The organism is Alcaligenes sp. MMA, from assembly GCF_020907215.1.
Lineage (GTDB): Bacteria > Pseudomonadota > Gammaproteobacteria > Burkholderiales > Burkholderiaceae_B > Alcaligenes > Alcaligenes aquatilis.
In genome coordinates this window covers 1,103,690-1,126,691 of sequence record NZ_JAJJPP010000001.1, presented here as the reverse complement: position 1 = coordinate 1,126,691, position 23,002 = coordinate 1,103,690, and the positions used below count along the sequence as shown (strand labels likewise).

Annotated in this window: 16 protein-coding genes; 9 read left to right on the top strand and 7 right to left on the bottom strand. The window is 55.4% G+C overall.

The window, feature by feature from the left end; all coding sequences use genetic code 11:
• Window positions 1–45 precede the first annotated feature (45 nt).
• From LNA76_RS05035 to LNA76_RS05010, 6 genes are all read left to right on the top strand, one after another.
• Window positions 46–1,827, top strand: a complete 1,782-nt coding sequence (locus LNA76_RS05035; RefSeq protein ID WP_230018219.1) for an ATP-binding protein — start codon at window positions 46–48, stop codon at window positions 1,825–1,827.
• The gene (locus tag LNA76_RS05030) at window positions 1,812–3,146 is read left to right on the top strand and encodes a sigma-54-dependent transcriptional regulator (protein ID WP_094196654.1); all 1,335 of its coding nucleotides are present in this window, start codon (window positions 1,812–1,814) and stop codon (window positions 3,144–3,146) included. The genes LNA76_RS05035 and LNA76_RS05030 overlap by 16 nt, the downstream gene beginning before the upstream one ends.
• Window positions 3,147–3,266: 120 nt before the next feature.
• Window positions 3,267–4,190, top strand: a complete 924-nt coding sequence (locus LNA76_RS05025) for a LysR family transcriptional regulator (RefSeq protein WP_094196655.1) — start codon at window positions 3,267–3,269, stop codon at window positions 4,188–4,190.
• Window positions 4,191–4,456: 266 nt separating this feature from the next.
• A complete protein-coding gene (gene tcuA, locus LNA76_RS05020) occupies window positions 4,457–5,842 on the top strand; it encodes an FAD-dependent tricarballylate dehydrogenase TcuA (protein ID WP_230018218.1) in 1,386 nt (461 codons plus the stop codon).
• 32 nt (window positions 5,843–5,874) lie between these two features.
• On the top strand, window positions 5,875–7,065 hold the full coding sequence (gene tcuB, locus LNA76_RS05015; RefSeq protein WP_230018217.1) for a tricarballylate utilization 4Fe-4S protein TcuB: 1,191 nt from the start codon (window positions 5,875–5,877) through the stop codon (window positions 7,063–7,065).
• A 67-nt stretch (window positions 7,066–7,132) separates the two neighbouring features.
• A complete protein-coding gene (locus LNA76_RS05010; protein ID WP_094196657.1) occupies window positions 7,133–8,110 on the top strand; it encodes a Bug family tripartite tricarboxylate transporter substrate binding protein in 978 nt (325 codons plus the stop codon).
• A 239-nt stretch (window positions 8,111–8,349) separates the two neighbouring features.
• Here the strand turns inward: LNA76_RS05010 and LNA76_RS05005 are convergent, their stop codons facing one another.
• The 6 genes from LNA76_RS05005 to fmdA form a co-directional block, all read right to left on the bottom strand.
• Window positions 8,350–11,475, bottom strand: a complete 3,126-nt coding sequence (locus LNA76_RS05005; protein ID WP_230018216.1) for a tetrathionate reductase subunit A — start codon at window positions 11,473–11,475, stop codon at window positions 8,350–8,352.
• A gap of 37 nt (window positions 11,476–11,512) precedes the next feature.
• Window positions 11,513–12,544: an NrfD/PsrC family molybdoenzyme membrane anchor subunit gene (nrfD, locus tag LNA76_RS05000; RefSeq protein ID WP_094196659.1), complete on the bottom strand. Its 1,032-nt coding sequence runs from the start codon at window positions 12,542–12,544 to the stop codon at window positions 11,513–11,515.
• A gap of 9 nt (window positions 12,545–12,553) precedes the next feature.
• Window positions 12,554–13,312, bottom strand: a complete 759-nt coding sequence (dsrO, locus tag LNA76_RS04995; protein ID WP_108727470.1) for a sulfate reduction electron transfer complex DsrMKJOP subunit DsrO — start codon at window positions 13,310–13,312, stop codon at window positions 12,554–12,556.
• A 207-nt stretch (window positions 13,313–13,519) separates the two neighbouring features.
• Window positions 13,520–15,757 (bottom strand): TonB-dependent siderophore receptor, encoded by a 2,238-nt coding sequence (locus tag LNA76_RS04990; protein WP_321277783.1) that lies wholly within the window; start codon window positions 15,755–15,757, stop codon window positions 13,520–13,522.
• 242 nt (window positions 15,758–15,999) lie between these two features.
• Window positions 16,000–16,287, bottom strand: coding sequence for an FmdB family zinc ribbon protein (locus tag LNA76_RS04985; RefSeq protein ID WP_009453884.1), 288 nt, complete (start codon window positions 16,285–16,287; stop codon window positions 16,000–16,002).
• Window positions 16,288–16,344: 57 nt separating this feature from the next.
• Window positions 16,345–17,544, bottom strand: coding sequence for a formamidase (gene fmdA, locus LNA76_RS04980; RefSeq protein ID WP_094196662.1), 1,200 nt, complete (start codon window positions 17,542–17,544; stop codon window positions 16,345–16,347).
• A gap of 452 nt (window positions 17,545–17,996) precedes the next feature.
• On the opposite strand from fmdA, the gene LNA76_RS04975 reads away from it, so the two are divergent.
• The 3 genes from LNA76_RS04975 (at window position 17,997) to LNA76_RS04965 (ending at window position 21,593) form a co-directional block, all read left to right on the top strand.
• Window positions 17,997–19,373: an 8-oxoguanine deaminase gene (locus LNA76_RS04975; protein ID WP_230018214.1), complete on the top strand. Its 1,377-nt coding sequence runs from the start codon at window positions 17,997–17,999 to the stop codon at window positions 19,371–19,373.
• Window positions 19,374–19,428: 55 nt separating this feature from the next.
• Entirely contained in the window at window positions 19,429–20,952 is a 1,524-nt protein-coding gene (locus tag LNA76_RS04970; RefSeq protein ID WP_230018213.1) for a nucleobase:cation symporter-2 family protein, read from the top strand.
• 191 nt (window positions 20,953–21,143) lie between these two features.
• The gene (locus LNA76_RS04965; protein ID WP_108727472.1) at window positions 21,144–21,593 is read left to right on the top strand and encodes an Hsp20/alpha crystallin family protein; all 450 of its coding nucleotides are present in this window, start codon (window positions 21,144–21,146) and stop codon (window positions 21,591–21,593) included.
• A 78-nt stretch (window positions 21,594–21,671) separates the two neighbouring features.
• Here the strand turns inward: LNA76_RS04965 and LNA76_RS04960 are convergent, their stop codons facing one another.
• Complete coding sequence (locus tag LNA76_RS04960; RefSeq protein WP_230018211.1) at window positions 21,672–22,985, bottom strand: M20 metallopeptidase family protein; 1,314 nt, start codon at window positions 22,983–22,985, stop codon at window positions 21,672–21,674.
• Window positions 22,986–23,002: the final 17 nt, after the last annotated feature.

Below are 23,002 nucleotides of genomic sequence, written 5' to 3'. Positions count from 1 at the left end.
TACGTTTTTATGCATTTGCTCCGATTTTTTCGTCTTCAGAAAGTCTTGCTGTTGCTGACATTGATTGTGTCACTGGCTGCCATAGCGGGCATGGTGGCTTACCGTGTTGGCGAAGCGCTTGGACTGGCCAGTTTGCAGGACTCAGCGCGACAGCGTCTGAACTTGTATGCGTTGACATTGCGTCACGAAGTCGAGAAGTACGAATATTTACCCAAGATGCTGGAGCTGGATCAAGCGGTGGTGGGGCTGTTGGAGCGTGGCACCCAGTCCTCGCTTGGGGTCAACCGTCATCTGGAGCGCTTGAACGAGCGCGCCAAGACCCGCGTGATTTACATCCTTGGACGCCAGGGGCACGTTCTGGCGACCAGCAACTGGCAACAGGCCGACAGTTATCTGGGGGAAGACCTCTCTTATCGCCATTATTTTTCCGAGGCACGCCAAGGGCGGCCCGGTTTCTTCTTTGGCGTTGGAACCACTCGGGGTGAGGCAGGCTATTACATCTCCGCACCCATCTCGCTGGCAGGGCATGTCATGGGGGTGGCCGTCATCAAGGTGGACCTGGATCGTTTACAGGATTCCTGGACCCATGCACAAGCGCCGGTGATCGTTTCCGATCACTATGGTGTGGCGATCTTGTCCTCCGTACCCGCCTGGAAATTTACGGCAAATCAGCCCCTGACTGAAGATGTGCAGCAGTACCTGCGCGAGACTCGCCAGTACAACGGTTTACCGATTGCGCCACTGGATCTGCTGACCCAAAAAGTGCTGAGCCGAGATGCGCAATTAGTGTCTTGGTCTGGGACCGGGACAGAGTCGGAGACAGAGGATCAGGTTCGCGGACTTTTTCTGGCTCAGACACTTCCGTTTGGTGCTAACGGCTGGACTTTGACGCTGTTTTTGCCCACCGATCTGGTCTATTCCATGGCTCGCCTGTACGCAGGCCTGGCCGCCTTGGGGATCCTGTCCTTTTTTGTGATGTTGATCAGTTGGTATTTGCGCCGGCAGCAACAGCGTGATCGGGCTCTTGCTCGCTTGCAACTGGAGCGGGCCCATGCTCAGCTTGAACGCAAAGTGGAGGAGCGTACCCGCACGTTGGAAGAGACTCAGGCCGGCTTGATTCACGCAGGCAAACTGGCCGTCATTGGACAATTGTCTACTGGCCTGGCCCACGAGCTCAATCAACCCTTAACTGCGCTGCGTACCTTATCAGGGAACACCATCCGCTTCATGGAGCGCGGCGACCTGGATACGGTGCGCGCCAATTTGAAGCGCATCAATGATTTGGTGGACAGCATGGGCGCATTGACCTCACAACTCAAGCAATTTGCTCGCAAATCGCCCGGTCATTCGGGGCTGGCAGATTTGAACGCCATCATCGATCATGCCTTGCTGATCCTGGAACCCTCTATTAACCAACACCGCGCAACGATACATGTGCAATTGGCTGACGATGCGGGCAGGGTGCTGTGCAATCCCAACCGCCTTGAACAAGTCATTGTTAATTTACTGAGCAATGCGATTGATGCCGCGTCTACGCAAAACGCTCATCCCGTCGTTCAGATCAGCAGCCAGCGGCAAGGCCAGCAGGTGGCGATCCGGGTTCATGATAATGGCCCGGGATTAAGCGAGGAGGTGCGTTTGCATTTATTCGAGCCGTTTTTCACCACCAAAGACAGTGGTACCGGACTGGGCCTGGGTTTGGCCATTTCGATGAGTATCATCCAACATTGTGGGGGTCGCTTGACGGCAGATAACTTGCCAAGCGGTGGCGCCGTATTCACTATTGTGCTTCCCTTTCCTGGAGCAGAAAAATGTACGACGCACTGACGGTTCTTATCGTTGAAGACGATGCCAATGTACGTCTGGGTTGTAGCCAAACCTTGCAGCTTGAAGGCATTCGGGTGGAGCAGGCCGAGAGCGCAGAACAGGCCTTGCGCCTGCTGCACAATGGCTGGCCAGGCATTGTCGTGTCCGATGTACGTTTGCCGGGCGCCGATGGCATGAGCTTGTTGCAGCAATTGCAACATGTAGACAGCGATTTGCCTGTGGTGCTGATTACCGGCCATGGCGATGTATCAATGGCCGTTCAGGCCATGAAAATGGGGGCCTATGATTTCATCGAAAAGCCCTTTTCGCCCGAACATTTTGTACAAGTCGTATCGCGCGCCTTGGATAGGCGCCAAATGAGCTTTGAAATCAAAGCATTGCAGTGTCAATTGCAAGACAAGCAATCCATTGAAGCCCGTGTGCTGGGCAACTCTTCAGTCATGTCCAAGGTGCGTGAACTGATCTGCAATCTGGGCAATAGTGCTGCCGATGTACTCATTTTTGGCGAAACCGGCACCGGAAAAGAGCTGGTGGCGCGCTGTCTTCACGAGGTGGGACACACCAGTGAGGGCAATTTTGTGGCCGTCAACTGCGGCGCACTGTCCGACAGTCTGTTTGACAGTCAAATGTTTGGTCATGAAGCAGGCGCTTTTACGGGCGCCGGCAAGCGGGTAATCGGCAAAATCGAACATGCACATCAGGGTACGCTGTTTCTGGATGAAATAGAGAGCATGCCGATGGCCATGCAGGTCAAACTATTGCGCGTCTTACAGGAACGAACGCTGGAGCGACTGGGTTCGAATCAATCCATCGCCATCAATTGCCGGGTGATTGCGGCCACGAAAGTAGATTTGCTGGCGCAGGCTGATCAAGGCCAGTTCCGTCACGACTTGTATTACCGCCTGAATATGGCCACCTTGCCCTTGCCCCCCTTGCGTGAACGGCGCGAGGATATTGGCCTGTTGTTTGAACATTTTGCTTTGTTGGCGGCGGCCCGACATGGCCGCCCGGCTCTGGAGCCGGACTCCGAGCGCCTGCAGGCCATGCTGGCCTGGCATTGGCCAGGCAATGTGCGCGAGCTCCGCAATTTTGCGGACCGTTGCGTGCTGGGAGTCAACAGCGCCTTGCCCGGTCAGCAAGCTGCGCCAGGAATGGTGCCGACCTCCCTGGTCCAAACGGTGGAAGCGGTCGAGCGTGCCTTGATCGTCGAGGCCCTGAGACGACATCAACATAATTTGACCCGTGCCGGACAGGAGTTGGGCATCGCCAAAAGCACGCTGCACGATAAGATCCGCAAGTATGGTTTGTCAGCGTCCTAATGTCTTTCTCTTCGAGTTCCTGTTTGTGCCGATGGGGCCTGTCATTGTCAGGATAAGCAGCTCTTTGTCTGATTGATCTATGATCAGAGCTTTCGTCCTACTTTTTTATGGCGTTCTATCATGGAGCTGCGTCAGCTGCGGTATTTCTTGCGTGTAGTGGAGTTGGGCAGCATGGGTAAGGCCGCCCAGGACCTGGGTATTGTCACTTCGGCGCTCAGCCAGCAAATCAGCCGCCTGGAAGGGGAGTTATCGGTACGCCTGTTACAGCGCACATCGACAGGTGTGGTCCCTACCGCCGCCGGCTTGGCTTTTCGTCAAGAAGCTCAATTGGCGTTGAGACACACCGATAATGCCGTCCTGGCGGCGCAGGCCGCTCGGCTGTCTGGGCAGGTCACGGTAGGTCTGGCTCCGACCACCGGTTCGGTTCTGGCGGTCCCTTTTCTCAGTGCCATGAAGCAGCGCTATCCCGATGTGCGGGTACATCTGATTGAAAGCTTATCGGGCAATCTGTCTCAAATGCTCAACCGACGCCAGATTGACTTAGGGGTGGTGTTCCATACGGCAGGGCATCACTCCTGGAGTGCGCAAGCTATTTTGGATGAACGCCTGTTTCTTATCATCCACCCCAATCAACGCCACTTGTTGCCTGAGGGGCACTCGTTAACGCTGGGTGATATTGCCAATCTGCCACTTGTCATGCCCAGTGCCTCCCACGGCTTACGTGCTTTGCTGAATGCCGAATTTTTCCGCGAAGGCACTGAGGCCAATGTTGTGGTGGAGATTGACGGCCTGGCCTTGTTAATGGATGTGGTGTGCTCTGGCTACGCCGCAACGGTTCAACCTGGCGCGGCGGTAGTTCGTAATCACAATCAACGTTTAGTGAGCTTGCCTTTAGCGCATGAAACCCTCAAACGCCGCAACCTGATCGCCAGCTTATCCGACGAAGAATTAGCACCAGCGGGGCTGGCGGCCCGGATCGTGCTGGCCGATGTCATGCGCTCGCTGGTGCAGCAATCACGCTGGCCAGGAGCCACGCTACTGTGAAACAGATACGTTTCCTCAGAAAGCGGTAGCCCTTGGCCCCCTTTGTTGCTCACCCGTTTTAGCTGTGCCCACACCCATTTACGCTGGAGCGTGTTGTCGCGTTGCTTACTAGACGAGGTCGTCCTGTGTACTTGGCCTTCACTTTTAGTGAACACCTATAGCCTTGGTCATACTGGCGTCGACAAGACCACATCCCTAAAGTAGACCCCGTTCCATATCGTGGCGAAACGCTTAAGCCACGAATAGCACACAGGAAACGGACAACAATGGTTGATGTACTTGTTATTGGAGGCGGCAACGCCGCATTGTGCGCAGCCCTCTCAGCCCGAGAGGCAGGGGCACGTGTTCTTTTGCTGGAAGCTTCTCCCCGTGAGTGGCGAGGAGGCAATTCGCAACACACCCGTAATTTGCGTTGTATGCATGATGCGCCGCAAGATGTCCTGGTCGATGCTTATCCAGAGGAGGAGTTCTGGCAAGACTTGCTCAAAGTGACAGCCGGAAAAACGAATGAGCATCTGGCCCGCTTAGTCATTCGCACGACGAGCACCTGTCGCAACTGGATGCGCAAGCACGGTGTCAACTTTCAGCCTCCGCTCTCAGGCGCCTTGCATGTGGCGCGCACCAATGCTTTTTTCATGGGTGGCGGTAAAGCCCTGATAAATGCCTATTACCGCAGTGCTCAAGCCCTGGGGGTGGACATTCGCTATAACGCGCCTGTTGATCGGCTGGAAATAAAGGACGGTCAATTTTTAGCAGCGTGGTGCGGCGAACAACGTATCCAGGCACGAGTCTGCGTATTAGCGGCGGGCGGCTTTGAATCCAACCGTCAATGGTTACGGGAGGCCTGGGGACAAAACGAGCTTGGAGAGTGGCCTTCGGATAACTTCCTGATTCGTGGCACACGTTTTAACCAAGGCGTGTTATTGCGCCATATGATCGACGATCACAAAGCAGACCATATCGGCGACCCAACCCAGGCACATATGGTGGCAATTGACGCACGAGCCCCGTTGTATGACGGGGGTATCTGCACCCGCATTGACTGTGTATCCCTAGGGGTCGTGGTTAACCGTCAAGCCAAGCGATTCTATGACGAGGGTGAAGATTTCTGGCCCAAACGTTACGCGATTTGGGGACGTTTGGTCGCCCAACAAGCGGGCCAAATTGCGTATTCGATCATAGACAGTAAGGCGATTGGTCGATTCATGCCCCCGGTTTTTCCTGGCCAAAAGGCTGAAACATTGCCCGAGCTGGCCCGCAAACTGGGTCTGGACGAGGTGGCGTTCCAGAAAACCCTGAATGATTACAACAAAGCCTGCCAGGTCGGGAAGTTTGATCACACATCGCTGGACGACTGTCACACCCAAGGTATTGCGCCTGCCAAAACGCACTGGGCCTTGCCGATTGATACCCCCCCGTTTTATGGCTATGCCTTGCGCCCAGGCGTGACATTTACCTACCTGAGCCTGCTCACCGACGAAACAGCTGCCGTACGTTTTGACAACAAACCTAGCCGCAATCTGTTTGTTGCCGGCGAGATGATGGCGGGCAATGTGCTGGGGCAAGGCTATACAGCAGGAGTGGGAATGTCGATTGGTACAACCTTTGGCTGCATTGCAGGCACACAGGCTGCACAGGCGGCCAGACAATGAAAACGCTGTTGCGCCCTGATCCCGAGACTCCCATGAAATCACTTCAAGCATTAATAAATGATGCATGCAACACCGAGTTGCACGCACACTCGCCCAGTCCCATGGTGCACCACACAAGGAATGAACAGGAGGTCGATCGCATCATGACGATCTGTAATGCCTGTCGTTACTGTGAGGGCTTTTGCGCGGTCTTTCCCGCGATGACACGCCGTTTGATGTTCGAGCCAGCGGACGTGCATTACCTGGCAAATTTATGCCATAACTGCGGGGCGTGCCTGCATGCTTGCCAATACGCAGCGCCTCACGAATTTGCGGTCAATGTTCCGCAAGCGATGGCCAAGGTTCGTGCCCAAACCTATACCCAGTATGCCTGGCCAAAGAGGCTGGGCAAGCTCTACGAGCGCAACGGCTTGGTGATGTCGATTGCGTTGACCTTGGGATTGGCCTTGTTCCTGATTTTGGCGTTGGCGCTCAACGGTACGCTCTGGGACGCAGCATTGGCTGGAGATTTTTACAATCTATTCCCGCATAACCTGTTGGTAGGCATGTTTGCGCCCGTGTTCCTGTTTGCGGTCTTTGCCTTAGGCAAAGGGGTGCATGGTTTTTGGGTAGAAATCACTCCGGCCACCAGTGGCGCACCTGTCAGCAGGACGGCTGCCGCCGAGGCGACCCATTCGGTGCTCAAGCTCAAGTACCTGGATGGGGGGCATGGGAAGGGATGCCATAACGAGGATGACGCCTACACCTTGTCGCGCCGCCGATTTCATCACCTGACCTTTTATGGCTTCATGCTGTGCTTTGCTGCAACCAGCCTGGGCACGATCTACCACTATCTATTCGATATGGTAGCTCCGTACGATTTCCCCAGTCTGCCCAAACTGCTGGGATCGGTGGGAGGGGTGAGCCTATGTATCGGCACGGCCGGCTTGGGCTATCTGAACATGCGTCGCGACCCGGCACAGGGCGATCAGCAACAAAAGCCGATGGATCTGGGTTTTATTGCCTTGCTGTTTTTGATTAGCGCCAGCGGACTGGCCCTATGGCTGGCCCGTAGCACACCCGCGATGGGTTTGTTGTTGTGCTTGCATCTCGGAGCAGTGATGGCGCTTTTTGCCACCTTGCCTTATGGCAAGTTTGCACACGGTATTTTCCGCAGCGCATCGCTATTGCGCCATGCCATAGAGAAGCGGCAGCCAAACCCCATTCGTGCCGGTGGCGACTGACCCTGTCGGGTTTGAAGCCTCCCTTTTTTCATCGCAACCATACTTATAACGACCCAAGAGGAGCATCATGCGTTTTCGTCCCTTTTCCTGTTTTGCCAGTGCCGCCTTATCAATCGGTTTGCTTGCCTCATCGGTGCAAGCACAGACATTTCCACCCCAAAAGTCGATTTCTTTAGTTGTCGGCTTCGCAGCCGGTGGCGCAGCCGATGCCGCCGCCCGCATGATTGCCAAAAAACTTGGGGACAACATCGGTCAGACTGTTGTTGTACAGAACAAAGCAGGCGCTGGCGGTATTTTGGCGCATCAGCAAGTGGCTAATGCTGATAATGATGGCTCGGTGTTGCTCTTGGGCTCCGTGGGGCCAATGACTATTTCTCCACACCTGATGAAAGTGCCTTACGACCCGTTCAAAGACCTGGCTCCTTTGTCGGGAGGTGTACATTTTCCCAACGTACTGGTTGTGCATAAAGGTATAGGTGCAAAAACCTTGAGCGAGTTTATTGAGCTTGCCAAGAGTGAGCCTGGTCTTATCGACTTTGCTTCTTCCGGATCAGGTTCTGCCTCACACTTGGCCGGAGAACTCCTTAACCAGCGCGCTGGAGTTGAAATGGTGCACGTCCCTTATCGTGGCGGCGGTCAAGCTTTGCAAGATCTTATCGGGGAACGGGTGGCTTCATACTTTGCGGCTCCACCGACAGCAGCCCCGCACATTAAGGTCGGTACCTTGATTCCATTAGCGACAACCGGTTTGGAGCGCTCTGCTGATATGCCAACGATTCCAACGGTGGCAGAGGCCGGCTACCCTGGTTTTATTGCACTAAACTGGTATGCATTCTTAGGGCCGGGAACGATGCCAGAGGACATTCAGGAGCGTTGGAATCAGGAGCTAGTCAAGGTATTGAACGATCCTGAAATACGTCAGTCCTTGCTGGACTATGGCTTAACTCCTCAGCCAACAAGCCGTGCCGAATTAACCCAGTTCATGGAACAGGAGTCAGCTCAGTGGCGAAAGACCATTCAAGAGCGTGGACTAAAAGGGGAGTAACAGTCCCTGTATCCATGAAGCTGAATGTGCGAATGCGGCTACGTTTGCGGCCGCACTCTTGAAAGCACAAACCATCCAGTTCATGAAATAGGTTCTTGGGGTAGAGGGCATCGCCTTGAAGACTGGCCTTTGCCATTGGGGCCACTCAAACTTGGGCCACTAAGGAAAGAGGCCGATTATCCCAAGGAATAATCGGCACCCTTATCCTTTAACAACGGTTTGATGCAGGTGTGGTTTTTTTAAGCCGACAACTTCTCCACTCGGGCTGGCAGACCCTGTCGCACAGCAGCGCCAGAGACCCAGTCAATCCACACGTTGTCCTGCCCATCGCCACGGGTTGGATCGGCAAACCCCAATTCGTTCAGATTCACGCCTGCTGCCAGATCGTTCAGGTGAGGCATAGCCTCGCCATCGATCTGGTGCGAACGGGCCCCCAGCTCGGTATGACCAAAACCGTGCTCGATAGCGATGGCACCGCGCATGATACCGCCACGCACCAAAGCAACACCTTCAACCGCGCCGCCGGGTGTGCTGACACGAATACGGTCGCCGTTACGAATACCCATGTTTTTCGCATCATCCAGATTCAAGGAAATCGGGTTATGCGGGTGTACCTGGCGCAAACGTGACATGCCGATGGACATGGAGCTCATCAAATTGGATTTGTAGGAGCTCATCAGCAGCGGCCACTCTTGCTCAGAAAAGTGTTCGCGCATCGGGCTGCCGTCGGCTAGACGGGTTGGGTACCATGTAGGGCAGCCGCTCAAACGTTCACCCGTCATGGTGTGACGCATCTTGGCCAAGTCCTCATTCCAGATCTGCAAGGCGTTGTCGTAACGTTTTTTCAGTTGATTCCCTTTCCAGGCGTTTTCAACTCGGTCGAAGCGACCTCCGCGAGTCAGCAACATGGCCACTTTGCGCTGCTCTTCGGGATGCAGGCGCGCTTGCAGATCCGGGAAGAGGCGATCCACGCCTGTCATGCGCATATCGTCGTCGGATGCGTCGCCAACCGGGCGGCCAGCACCAAAAGCGATATTGGCCATGCCGCGCAGATAGAAATCCTCGGCGCGCAACAAGTCATGGGCATTGCCCGCCTTGTCTTTCAGAACGCCTTTACCAAAACCAGGTAACTCCAGACGCAAAGCCACGGCAAACAGGAAACTTTCCAGGTTGATGGGCTGGCCATCGGCCGTGCGATCCACACGTGGCTGCACCACTGGCCAACGTAGGGTGGAGGATTTGGCAATCACGTCGGCCCAAGGTGCCGACACCCCCCAGCTTTCGTACGTCACCGTGTCTGGCACGATGTAATCTGCATACGCGTTGGTCTCGTTGATGAACGGGTTTATCGAAATTGATAAAGGCAAAGCAGCAGGGTCTTTCAGTTTGTGCAGCAAGGTATTTTTAAAACCTGCAATGGCGTAGACCGGATTACTCATGTGATTAATCCAGACCTTGGCTGAATAGGGGTAGCCATTCAGACCTGAAGCAATCATTTCACTGCTCAAAGCCCCCACGGCGGGGTACCAGGGAGCAGGAGCCGGGTACAAGGCTTCACCATTCGCCTGACGACGCTTGAATTCGCTGGATTTTTCGTAAGCGAAGCGATGACGCGACAAGGACACGCCTTTAGCCGTCACTTTGCCAGGAAATTGTGCGAAGTTGTAGCGCGGGCCGGGGCCAAAAGGACCAAATGGGCCGGCATCCAGCACCAAACCACCTTTCAGATTCAGGTTGCCGACCAAGGTGTTCAACATGGCAATAGCGTAAGCCGTGTAGAAACCAGAACCGTTCATGGTGCCACCGTGAGCGTCAGCCACGGCTTGGCGACCGTAGCTGGTAAATTCGCGGGCCAGCTCGATCAGGGTTGCTTCTTCCATGCCGCAGCCTTTGGCGTACTCGGCAATGGATTTTTCCTGACTGCGCTCGCGCAGCATGTTCAACGCAGTACAGACGCGTACATCCTGGCCTTCCAGCTCAACACTACGGTCGACAAATAGCGTGGCGCGATCCAGATCGGTATGGGCGCGTAGCTCACCTTGTTCGTCCTGAACGATAAAGGGCGATTCAGTGCCTTCGGCCACTTCCCAACCCAGATCCGTGCCACGCAAATAACGTCCAAAGCCAGGATGCTTGGGATCTGCAATCAATAAATGGCTGGCGTTAGTCCAGGAAGCCGTATTTTCGTCCTGCTCGGCAGGTGCGTGGGGCAAGGACAAGTGTTCTGCATCAAACCGCTCTTGTTCCAGAATCCAGCGCAACATGCCCATGACCAAAGACAAGTCGGTGCCGGGCAGAACAGGCTGCCAGCGGTTGCCACTGCCCGAGGCCAGACTGGACGAGGTGGGCAGAATCGGGGAAACAACCACGTACTTGAAGGTATTTTCAGGACGCGAACGGGCTTCGGCCAATTCACGGCCCTGACGCTGGAACGGGTTACCGGATTGAGCCGGTGCAGCGCCAATAAACAGGCCAAATCGGGCATTTTTCCAGTCAGGCTTGCCGTGAGGCAGCCCTTTAATGTCGTTCATGGCAGCCCCCGTTCCCACACGGAAACTTTGACCGCAATATGAACCGTGGTTACTGACGTTGACCGTGCCAAAGGCTTGCTCGGCAAAGCGTTTGAGCAGTGGTGTACGGCCTTCGTTCGCGGCATCGGTGAACAATAACTGGTTGGCCAGTGGGCCAAACTCGGGATTCTGTGGGTCAATCAAGGTTTCATGATCCCAAATGGCACGCAAACCGTCGACATGTCCTTCTTTGAACAGATCGCCACCTTCACAGACTTCTTCAATCAATTGCTCAAAGCTGATGCGCTCCCATTGGCCTGAACCACGGGGGCCGACACGCTTCAAAGGCGATAAAACACGGTAAGGACTGCTGTGCTGCTCCAGCATGGAAGCGCCACGGGCACAGGCACTGGCACGGCCTTCCAGGCCGTTTTCTCCGCCCAGCATGGCGTAAACCTCGCGTACGGGCTGCTCCATAGGAGCGGACTGCGTGGTTGCCAAAGGATGGTAAGGGTTGCCAGCGATACGCAGAATCTTGTTGTTCTCCGTATCAATACGTACGCGCACACCACACTGTGTCCAGCACCCCAAACAGCTGGAAGGGCTCACAATCTGGCCGGGTTGCGTATCAAGCAGGCCGGTAATTGGGTCAATACGGAACTCGGCCTGCAAGGAGTTGCCACGGGTGGCGTGGGCAGTTGGCGCTCCGGCTGTACCTTGGCCCAGACCTTGCACCGCCTTGACCACGGTGTCGCTATAACCTGCCGCAAACGCAGCCAGACCACCCACAGCGGCACCGCCGCGGGTCAATACCTGCCGACGCGACAGGTTAGGGGTTTCTTTTTTCTTGCTCATGACGATAAGTACCTGAAAGCTAGTGAGTCTGTGGGGCCTAGGCCGTCAACGTTGAACGGCGGGCCGGGAACAGAGAGAGCAGGGTGGTGCTGGCGGCGAGCAAGGCAATACACAAGCCCAGCACACCCAGCATTCCCAGCAGGCCATCGCTGCCTAAGGGCATGGTGTAGAGGTACAAACCAGCGCCGTATTTGGGCACACCTTGTACCGCCATGAAAATAATCCAGCGAAATACCCAGGCAGAGCCAAGCATGAAAGCAGCGCAGACCAAGCTGTACAGATTGCCTTGCAAGGTGCTGATCGGACGGCTGAGCATATACAGAAGCAGCAGACCGAAGGCAGAAGACCCCAGGAAACCCAAACGCCATACGGGGTAACTCTGGAATAGCTCCCAGGCAGTACCGAAAGAATGGCTGTAGCCCAACAGACCCGAACCCACCCAGAACAGAGCGACCACGATCAAGGTCAGAACCACGCCCAGAGACCAGCGGCGTACGTATTCCAGCGGTAAATTGGCTACGCCACCGGGTAAGAGACGAGCAACCAGCAAGATGGCTCCCAGACTGGCCAGAGCGGCCGTCAAGGCGAAGTTGATGGGCAGAAAGGCGGTGTTCCACAAGGGGCGCGAGCGCAGCACCATCACTTCAAAACCGCTGTAAACCAGAATCGACAAGGCCGACACCAGCAAAGCCAAGCTCAACCAGCGCCACAGAGCACGTTTGTTCAACCACCAAGCCAGCACATTGGCCACGGACAGACCGACGAACAGGGGCAGCAGGACGGCGCCCAGAGACATCCAGGACCAGGGAGTGAAGTAGGCGTAGAAATGCCAGAAACGACCCGGTTGGTGCAGGTCAGCCAGCAAGGACACAGGAGCGGCAATGCTGCTGCACAGCAGCACAATCATCAGCGCGGGTTCCAGACGGCGTAAGGCGCTGTCGCTGGACCAGGCGCAACGCCATACCCATACGGTGCTGGTGGCGGCCATACCGACCAGAAAAAAGTATTGAACTGCCCAAGGGAGCCAGGCAACCTCGTAGGCGGGGGTCAGAATTTCAATAATAGACATAGCGGCCTCTTAGAACTGATGGGTCAAGCGCACACTGGCCTGACCATCCACACCGTCGACGAACTCATCTGGCAAGCCGATATAAAACACATGCGGGCTGGTATTCATGCCGGGTTTGAGAACGCGGATTTCCTCTTTGTGCTCCTTGAGCAATTGGGAAATCGTGCTGGTTTCATCGTTCATATCACCAATGACACGGGCACCTCCGACGCAGCTTTCCACACAGGCGGGCAACAGTCCCACTTCCAAGCGGTGCTCACAGAAGGTGCACTTGTCGGCGGTTTGCGTTTCATGGTTAATGAAACGGGCGTCGTAAGGACAGGCTTGAACACAGTAGGCACAGCCGACACATCGCTCGTTGTCAACCAACACCACACCGTCCTCGCGCTGGAATGTGGCCTGTACAGGACAGACTGGTACACAGGGCGGGTTGTCGCAGTGGTTGCAGAGACGGGGCAGGCTCAGCATCGCCGCCTGTTGCTGTTCATCAAGCACCTCGTATTGCAGAACCGTGGTGCGGAACTGGCCGATAGGCGGCGCGTTTTCGATAGAACAGCTAACCGTACAGGCCTGGCAACCGATACATTTTCTTAGATCAACCACCATGCCGTAGCGGGCCCCATCTTTCCCACCGCTACGTCGTGGAGGCTGGCTGTTCATCGCTGCTTGAACAGGTTGAATAGGAATAATCGTGGCCCCGGCACTCAGGCCTAGCAATTCCTTAAGAAAACGTCGCTTGCCCTTTTTGGGCTCGGCGCTTGGAGTCATGTGTTTTCCTTTACATGCTTGGGTTGAACCCATTTACATTATTTGTAGTTATAAGCATATGAAGAATCCAAGCCTCCAGTCTTGATGAAGGTCAAAAAGAACATTTAAAGGTTGAAATGTTGACGCGCGGCTGTACTTTCCAGGCACAAAAAAGCGCCCCTCCGTTTTGGGGAGGGGCGATAGGTATCTTGATAGAGATGAAAACGCTTAGAACGTCCCGCTCAATCCCAGGAAGAAAGTGCGGCCTGGCTGATTAAAGGTATGTGCCCCGGCGCCATAAATATAGTTCGGTGTCCCTAGGTTCACACCGATGGCATTACCGCGACGGAACAGACGTTTGTCAAAGAGGTTATCGACCCCTGCGTTGACGCGGAAATGCTTGTTGATCTTGTACTGCGTGCTCAGACCAAACAAGGCGTAAGGCGAGACCTTGTCGGTTGCAGAACCCGTCAAAGGCTGACCGTAGTAATCGTATTTCGGTGGCTTTTGCTCGCCGTAGAAGGTTGCCTTGGCGCGCAGCGACCAGTCGGCATTCACGTCCCAGTCCAGCGTGGTGTTAATGGTGTACTTGGGAATAGTGGACAAGGCTTCGCCGGTGGTCTTGTTCTTGGACTCGATCATGTAGGTGAAGTTGGTAGACCACATCCAGTTTTCAGCCAGGGGCAGGGTCAAGTTACCTTCCAGGCCGGAGACGACAGCTTTGGGGATGTTTTCCCATTGCAGAATCAATTGCTGATTGTTCAAGGCCGTGAAGCTATCCACGGCAAAACGACCCGCTTCCACTTTGTTGCGGTAATCGTTGTGGAAATAGGTCAGGCTGGCACCCAGGCCATTGTCACCCACGTACTCCACGCCCAGCTCTTTATTGATGCTGGTTTCAGCCTTCAAGTCCGAATTACCTTGCAGGAAACAACCCGTACTGCTGCCCGTGGTATTGCCCCAGCAGCCGTTACCCAGGCTGTACAAGGTGTAGCCATCATTGCTTTGATACAGGTTAGGAGCCTTGTAGGCGCGGGCAATACCGGCTTTCAGCAACCAGTTGTCCGTCACCGCATGAGTCAGGTTCAGCGAAGGACTCCAGTTGCTGCCATGCTTGTCGTGATAGTCAAAGCGCAGACCGGGTGTCACCGTGGTCTTGTCAGTGGCGTAGATGTTGTTTTCTGCAAAAACGGAGTAAATATTGGCTCGTGACTTGGGTTTGTATTTGTTGGGAACGCCAGGGATACGGGTCGGGTTACGTTGTGCCAAGTCCGAGGACTTGTCGTTCAGCTCCTGACCCACCCACTCCATACCGAAAGTGGCGTATTGCTCAACGCTGCCGGTTTTGAATTGATGGCTGGCCTCGGCGTGGGCCGTCAGTGTAGTCAGATCAACCGTTCCAAAGCCACCGTCTTTAACCCGAGATGGGTCATTGAAGGCGCCTTCAGTACCACCGGCCAAGCCTTCCAGCAAACGATAGTTGCGTGTTTTTTCGTATTGAAAATAGGCCAGGGAATTTGTCTTGTCGTTCCAGTCGCCACGATGCGTCAGCGAATAGCTTTGGCGATACATCTTGTTGGTCTCATCGCCCAACTGACGTTTGACTTCATCATTGGTATTCGTATTTTGGGTATCGCCTGTGTAGATATTGCCTTGTCGACTATAAGACGCTTCCAGATCCACGGTTTGACGGCTATCAGGGCGCCAGGACAGCAAACCATTGATGTCCTTGTTGCGCACGCCCTCACGGCCAGCAGGCAGGCTGTTCGCGTTAGTGCCACCACGCTCGGTCTGATGTCCTTTATTGATCTCCGGATCATCCGAGTCCGTCTTGTTCAGGTTCCCGTACAGCCGGAAAGACAAGGATTCGCTGATCGGGCCGCTCAAGCCAAAGCTCATGCGACGCGTGGCACCTTCATCGCTATGTTCAGGCAGGTTGCCGTACAGGGAGTAAGTGCCCTGGAAGGTGTCTGTCGTCGGCTTGGTGATGATATTGACCACGCCACCCGCCGCACCGTTACCGTAACGGGCGGCTGCCGGGCCGCGCAATACTTCCACACGTTCGATCTGTTCAGCAGGCACCCAGTTCGTGTCGCCACGCGAATCGCGCTCACCACGCCAGCCAAAACGCACGGCAGAGCGGGAGCTGACGGGTTTGCCGTCAATCAGGATCATGGTGTTTTCCGGCCCCATGCCGCGAATATCGATCTGTCGATTATTACCGCGCTGGCCACTGGCCGAGTTACCAGTCAGATTTACGCCCGGCATGGTACGCAAAACGTCAGAAATATCGTTGGCGGGAGGGGACTTCTGGATGTCTTCGGCGGTGATGATGGAAGAACCCAAGGTCTGCTTGAGTTCCTGCTCGGCCTTGACCACAATGCGCTCCAGCTCCTCGACCTCTTGCGCTTGCGTCTGATAGGGGAAGGCCAACAATAAAGCCACTGCCAGACTGCTTAAAGACATAAAAGATACGCCGCTAGGCACCTGGCGCTTAGCGGCGAAAGACGAGGACACCGACATAATGAACACCCAGTAATAATGAGATTGATTCGTGATTATAAGCAGGGTGGGCAATGTTACGGATTGTTGATCTCGTAAAAGCAACACATCAGACCGGACAAATACAGCCAGGGCTACGCCCCGTCACCGTCACAGCAGCGGCCTGTCAAGGCTGACAGCTTGCGTAGCAACGGGGCTGATTGTATTTAGGCACAAACGCTGCAGCCAGGGCCCATACAAGTGTGGATGACTGAATTTCGGGTGCTGGATCGGGTACCGGGCCCGGTTACATTATTGCCTGCCAGGGCTTGCTGGGGCGTCAGGCCACGCGTGGGGCTGGCCTTGCTGAACAAGCGTCGTGGTGCGCTCAATTGCAGCAAGAGGCTGCCTTTTTCGCAAGCAGGGCAGGTTTGAGGATCATTACGGGTGGCAATACTGCGCAAATGGCTGCTGCGCTGCAGGCAGTGATTGCAAAGATAGTCGTACAAAGGCATGGCGAATCCGAGTAAAGCAAGCCCTGACTTCGATAAGAAGCCAGGGCCAGAGACCGATCAGGTCAAGTTACAGCGTGTGCCTGGACGGCCAAAACGGGCCGCGTCATTCAAGGCACCTTTAGGCAGGATATCGGTATCAAAAATACCGGTAGGCAATGCCAGGGAAGCGGAACTGTTGGGCAGATCCACCACGCCGCCGTAACGGCCTTCAACCGGAGCCGCTGTCAGCAGCATGTACGCCTGCGCGCGCGACAGGTCGGTGGTGCGGCTGATGTAGTCAATGGCTGCCAGACAAGCCTGACGGTACGCAACCGTGGAATCAAGATAGTAGTTGACGCCTTCTTCCACGCTGATGCCGGTAAAGTGCATCCACTGATCGTACTTGGGATCGTGGCGGCCAGGGACGTAAATAGGCGCAGTCAGGTTGTATTGGGCCATGCCGCCTTTGATCAGATCAAAGCCAAGATGGGCCGCGCCGTCCATCTCAATGGCGCCACAGAAGGAGATCTCGCCATCGCCCTGGGAGAAGTGCAGGTCGCCCATGGACAGGCCAGCGCCCTTCACATAGACGGGGAAGTAAATCCGCGAGCCAATGGTCAGATTCTTGATGTCCAGATTGCCGCCGTGCTCACGCGGAGGCACGGTACGAGCTGCTTCGGCTGCCATGCGGTCAAACTCGGCGCCTTTCACGCCGCGCAATACGGCGGTTTTGGCATCGGGTGGATTGGCATGGCCCTTGGGCACCAGCAGGGCTTCACGGCGATTCCACTCTCGCAGCAGCTCGTGCGAGGGCAGGGTGCCGATCAGGCCGGGGTGCATCATGGCCGCAATGCGCACGCCAGGAATGTGACGGGAGGTGGCGTAAACGCCATGCAGGTCCCAGATGGCCTTGTCGGCTTCGGGGAAATGCTCGGCCAAAAAGCCGCCGCCATTTTCCTTGGCGAAAATGCCCGAGAAACCCACGGGGGTAATGCAACGAATATCCAGCAGGTCCACCACCAGGATATCGCCAGGTTCGGCACCTTCAACGTGGATAGGGCCGGTCAATGGGTGGGCACGGGTCAGATCCACATCACGTACGTCGTTGGCGCTGTCCGTGTTTTGAATCTGAGCATCCAGAAAGTCCATACATTCCAGAATCATCTCCTCCCCAGGTTTGACGCTGGTCAGGTCTGGAATATCGGGGTGCCATCGGTTGTGCCCGATTTCAGCTTGTTCGGCCAAGGGTGCGCCGGGTTTGATTTTTATATGCTGCATGTGTTCTCCGAATAATGTGTGCGGGTTCGCACAACGGCGCTTTTAATGCGCTTGGCGACACAATTAACATGACTGAACAGAGCGGGTCAAAGTGCAGGAAGATGACTGTTTTATATGCTTTTTTTTGCCGATAAATAAATCTTAAGCAGACCAATGGTTTAGGCATTAAGTGATTAAAGGACAACACTACGAGGCGTTTGTCCAGAGGATAAATCCTGATATTGAACAAGTTTTTTATGTCGCGGCATGCCGTAAAAACAGCGGGCATCGCTATATGGCGATCCATATACAAGGCATAAGAGTTTCTCGATGGCATAAGCAGACCCAAGGCTGGCGGTGCACATAAGCATTGCTATCGATCGGCTCCCTATAACCCTTATCACGTTGGATATATAAGTCGGCAAGTCGAACTGACAACAATAAAAAACAAATAGAACGCAGGAGACACACTCATGACTCGCCGTACCCCCATCCTGTGGATTCGCAATCCACTGGCCTGTTCAGATACGCAAGCTGCCGGCGGCGTACTGGTGCAAGACAGTCGCATTATCGAAAAAGTGGCCGCCGGTCAGCAACCCAAACAGGCTTACGATCAAAGCTGGGATGCTTCCCGGCACGTTTTGTTGCCCGGTTTGGTCAATACCCATCATCACTTTTACCAAACCCTGACACGGGCCTATACCCCAGCGCTGAACAAGCCCTTGTTCCCCTGGCTGACCACGCTGTATGACGTATGGGCCGGTCTGGATGACGAGCAAATGCAGGTGGCCAGCGAACTGGCCATGGTGGAACTGCTGCAGTCCGGTTGTACGACGGTGGCCGATCACCACTATGTGTTTTCGGGCGCCTTGCAACATGCCATTGATTGTCAGGCAGAAACCGCCCAGCGCCTAGGCGTACGCGCCGCCTTGACTCGCGGTTCCATGAGCGTGGGCCGTGATCAGGGGGGCTTGCCCCCACAAAACGTCGTTCAGGACGAGCAAACCATTCTGGACGACAGCCTGCGCCTGATTCGCCACTATCACCAGCGCGCAGATGGCGCGATGATTACGCTGGCTCTGGCCCCGTGTTCACCGTTTTCTGTCAGTCGTGAGTTGATGAGCGAAAGCGCCAAGCTGGCAGAACGCGAAGACGTACGCCTGCACACGCACCTGGCTGAAACTGAGGACGAAACCGCCTACTGCGAGCGCCTCTTTGGCATGCGTCCCCTGGACTATCTGGATCAGCAAGGCTGGCTAAGCAATCGCACCTGGCTGGCGCACGGCATTCACTTCAACGACGAAGAAATCCAGCGCCTGGGCCGGGCTGGCACGGGGATTGCCCATTGCCCCTCGTCCAATATGGTGCTGGGCAGCGGCCTGTGCCGCACCATCGAGCTGGAAGCGGCCGGTGCCCCCGTCGGTCTGGCCGTGGACGGCTCGGCTTCCAACGACCACTCCAATCTAGCTCAAGAGATGCGACAGGCACTCTTGCTGGGCCGCCTGCGCTATGAGCCGGGCCAGATCACTCATCAAGCGGTTATTCGTTGGGCTACTCAAGGCTCGGCCCGTTGCTTGGGGCGCGAGGACATTGGTGGCCTGAACGTCGGACAGCAGGCCGACCTGGCTTTGTTCACCCTGGATGAATTGCGCTTTTCCGGCGCAGAAAACCCCTTGGCTGCCTTGCTGCTCTGCGGCGCAGACCGGGCCGACCGTGTGATGGTCGCCGGACAGTGGCGCGTGATTGACGGCCAAGTCTGCGGCATTGATGTGCAAGACCTGATGCAACGCCATCAAGCCGCTGCTCGTCGTTTGCGCGACAAGGTACTGGATACCGCAGCGATAGCTTGAGTTTTGTAGTGACAGGGCCGACAGAGCTCTGCCTATTTCTTATTCGGAGACATTCATGACAACAGCTAAAAGGGCAGCGGATACAGCTCGCCCCGAAGACGAGAATCTGGGCCTGGGCGCGAATCTGGCCTATGGCTTTCAACACGTATTGACCATGTACGGCGGCATTATCGCCGTGCCGCTGATTATTGGTGAAGCAGCGGGTTTACCTGCCAATGAAACCGGCTTGCTGATTACCGCCTGCTTGTTCATGGGTGGTCTGGCCACCTTGCTGCAAACACTGGGCGTGCCATTTTTTGGCTGCCGTCTGCCGCTGGTTCAAGGGGTGTCGTTTTCCGGCGTCGCCACCATGATTGCTATTTTGGGCACGGGAGGCGGCTTGCCGGCCGTATTTGGCGCGGTCATTGTGGCGTCCTTGATAGGGCTGCTGATTACGCCGGTCTTTTCACGGGTGATCCGGTTCTTCCCGCCCTTGGTGACCGGCTGCGTGATTACAACGATTGGCCTGACCCTGATGCCGGTGGCCGCATTCTGGGCCATGGGTGGCAACCCGTCAGCTCCGGACTTTGGCAGCGTCGGCAATATCTCCCTGGCCGCCATGACCTTGCTGATCGTGCTCCTGCTCAGCAAGCTGGGCAGCGCCACGATCTCCCGCCTGTCCATTTTGCTGGCCATCATCATCGGTACTGTTATTGCGCTTGCCATGGGCCATGCGGATTTCTCTGCCGTCAGCCAAGGCGAGGTCTTTGCCTTGCCCAGTCTGTTTCACTTTGGCATGCCCACTTTTCAGACTGCCGCGATTATCTCCATGTTCATTGTGATCATCGTGACGCTGGTGGAAACATCGGCAGACATTCTTGCCGTAGGTGACATTATCGAGACCAAAGTTGATGCGCGTCGTCTGGGCGATGGTCTGCGTGCCGATATGCTCTCCAGCCTGATCGCACCGATTTTCGGCTCCTTCACACAAAGCGCCTTTGCCCAGAACGTCGGCTTGGTGGCGGTAACGGGCGTGAAAAGCCGCTACGTCGTGGCTTTTGGTGGTTTGATTCTGATCGCGTTGGGTCTACTGCCCATCATGGGCCGCCTGGTTGCCGCTGTTCCCCCAGCCGTACTGGGTGGCGCGGGCATGGTCCTGTTTGGCACCGTCGCGGCCAGCGGTATTCGTACGCTGGCCAAGGTCAATTATGAAAACAATATGAACCTGATCATCGTGGCCACGGCTATCGGTGCCGGCATGATTCCTATTGTGGCTCCCAAGTTCTACGAGCACTTCCCGGTCTGGTTTGCGACGATTTTCCACTCTGGCATCAGTTCGGCTGCCCTGGTTGCGATTGTGCTGAATCTTTTGTTCAACCACTTCACCTTGGGCAATTCCGATCAACCTTCTGTTTTTGCTGCTGGTGGGGGCCGCTACCTGCGGGTCTCGGACGTGGCCAACCTTAATGAAGGTGATTACGTTGAAAACGGCAAGATCATAGACAAGAATGGCAAGGAAGTTCCCATTATTGCCGATGAACACCCTGCACCCGAACAGCCCCCGGTACTGCATACAAAACCGGGTTTAAGCAGCACCTGAGCAATGGGATCCGTTGCTAAAAGAACATAAGATCGTACCTTTAGCCACCTTGTCTCTCTAGGGAGCAAGGTGGTTTTTTTTATCCAAGCCCTTGAAATATAAGCGACTAGCCTCATCTTTCTTTAGGTAGGCGATCGAGCCCACGCCTTCCATTGCAGTAGGGCTCAGCAAAGGAAAAATGGAGATCAAGCATGGCAAACAATTTGACACGTTTTAATCCGTTTGGGGATCTGACCGGTACAGAGACATGGCGGGATTTTGAGGATATTTTCCGGCGCGTGCCAGTCGTGGGCTCTTTGGCTGGCAATACGCCACCCAGCATTCGTCTGGATGTGAACGAAAACGAACAAGCCTATCAAGTCAGTGCAGAAGTGCCTGGCATCAAAAAAGAAGATGTGCATGTCAGTGTTGAAGGCAATGTCGTCACTATCCGTGTTGAAAGCCGGCGTGAACAGGAAGAAAAGGACGGTGATACGCTCTTGCGCAGCGAACGCTACTACGGAGTGCAAACCCGTCGCTTTAGCCTGGCGCAGGACATTGACGAATCCCAGGCCAGTGCCAAATGCGAAAACGGCATTTTGGAACTGATTCTGCCCAAGAAAAAGGGCGGAGCAGGGGCCAAAAAGCTGGAAGTTCGCTAAATCAGCTTGTTAAATTGAAAACCGCGCCCTAAGTGGCGCGGTTTTTTTTTTGGCTTTCTAACTGAAATCACCAAGAGGTTAGGGCTTTTTGTTCTCCATCATATAAGTCAAGGAGCTGGCCACTAACGCACGCGTGCCGATGCGCAACGCCTTTTCATCAATCATGAATTCAGGCGAATGATTCGGTGCGCCCATTTTGTCGGAATGCGGCGAAGCGTTCAGACGCCAGAAAACCACGGGCACATTCTTGCCAAACGCACCGAAGTCCTCGGAGCCCATGCCAGGAGCCACTTCCTTGGCTCCTATCCCGTCAGTGGCCAGATCCAGAGCGGGAATCACGGTTTGGGTGGCTTTAGGATCGCTGACCAGGACTTCATAGCCTGTGTCGATACGCACAGTGGCCTTCAAATCGTGGTTCGCAGCAATATTTTGTGCGTAGCGCTGAATCAGCTCATGCGCAGTTGCCTGGTTGTGCTTGGACAGGGAACGCACGGTGCCACTGATGTCGGCGCTTTCCGGCAGCACATTGGGGCGGTTACCGCTGTGCAGCGAGCCTACCGTTACGACAGTGGTGCCGTCCTGGGGATTGGTGCGCTGGGCAATGATGTTATTCAAAGCCACAACAGTTTCAGCGGCCGCAACAACGGGCGAGGCAGCATTCCAGGGCGAGGAGCCATGGCCGCCTTTACCTGCCAAAGAGATGGAGAACACATCACCACTGGCCATCAGGCTGCCTTGGCGGTAGCCGATACTGCCTGCGGGGTAGGAGGGGCCGATATGCTGGCCCATCACCACATCCACTTTAGGCTGGTCCAGCACGCCTTCGGCCATCATGGCGTTAGCCCCACTTAACGGTTTGCCCGGGCCTTGTTCTTCCGCCGGTTGGAATAGCAGCACAATCGTGCCGGGCAGTTCGTCGCGCATATCCGAAAACACCTTGGCCGCCCCTAGCAGCATGGCAACGTGGGTGTCGTGGCCGCAAGCGTGCGAGACCGACACTTCCTTGCCTTGCCAGGTGCTTTTGGCGACGGACTTGAAGGGTAGATCATTACGTTCCTGTACGGGCAGGGCGTCCATATCGGCTCGCAGGGCCACGACCGGACCCGGTTTTCCACCTTTCAATACCGCCTTGACGCCAGTTTGTGCAATGCCAGTCTGGATCTGATAACCGGGCATCGTTTCCAAGGCCGCCTTGATATAGGCCGCCGTGTTGTGCTCTTGATAAGACAGCTCAGGATTTTGGTGAATATGACGACGCCACTCAATAACCTGCTGTTCCAAGGCATCGGCCTTGCTCATGGCAGTATCCATCATGGGATTACTGGCGTGCGCCGCCGTACCAGCCATTAAACACGTCGCTGCCAACAGGCTTAGGCAGAATGGATTCTTCATATAGTCTCCTGTCTTTT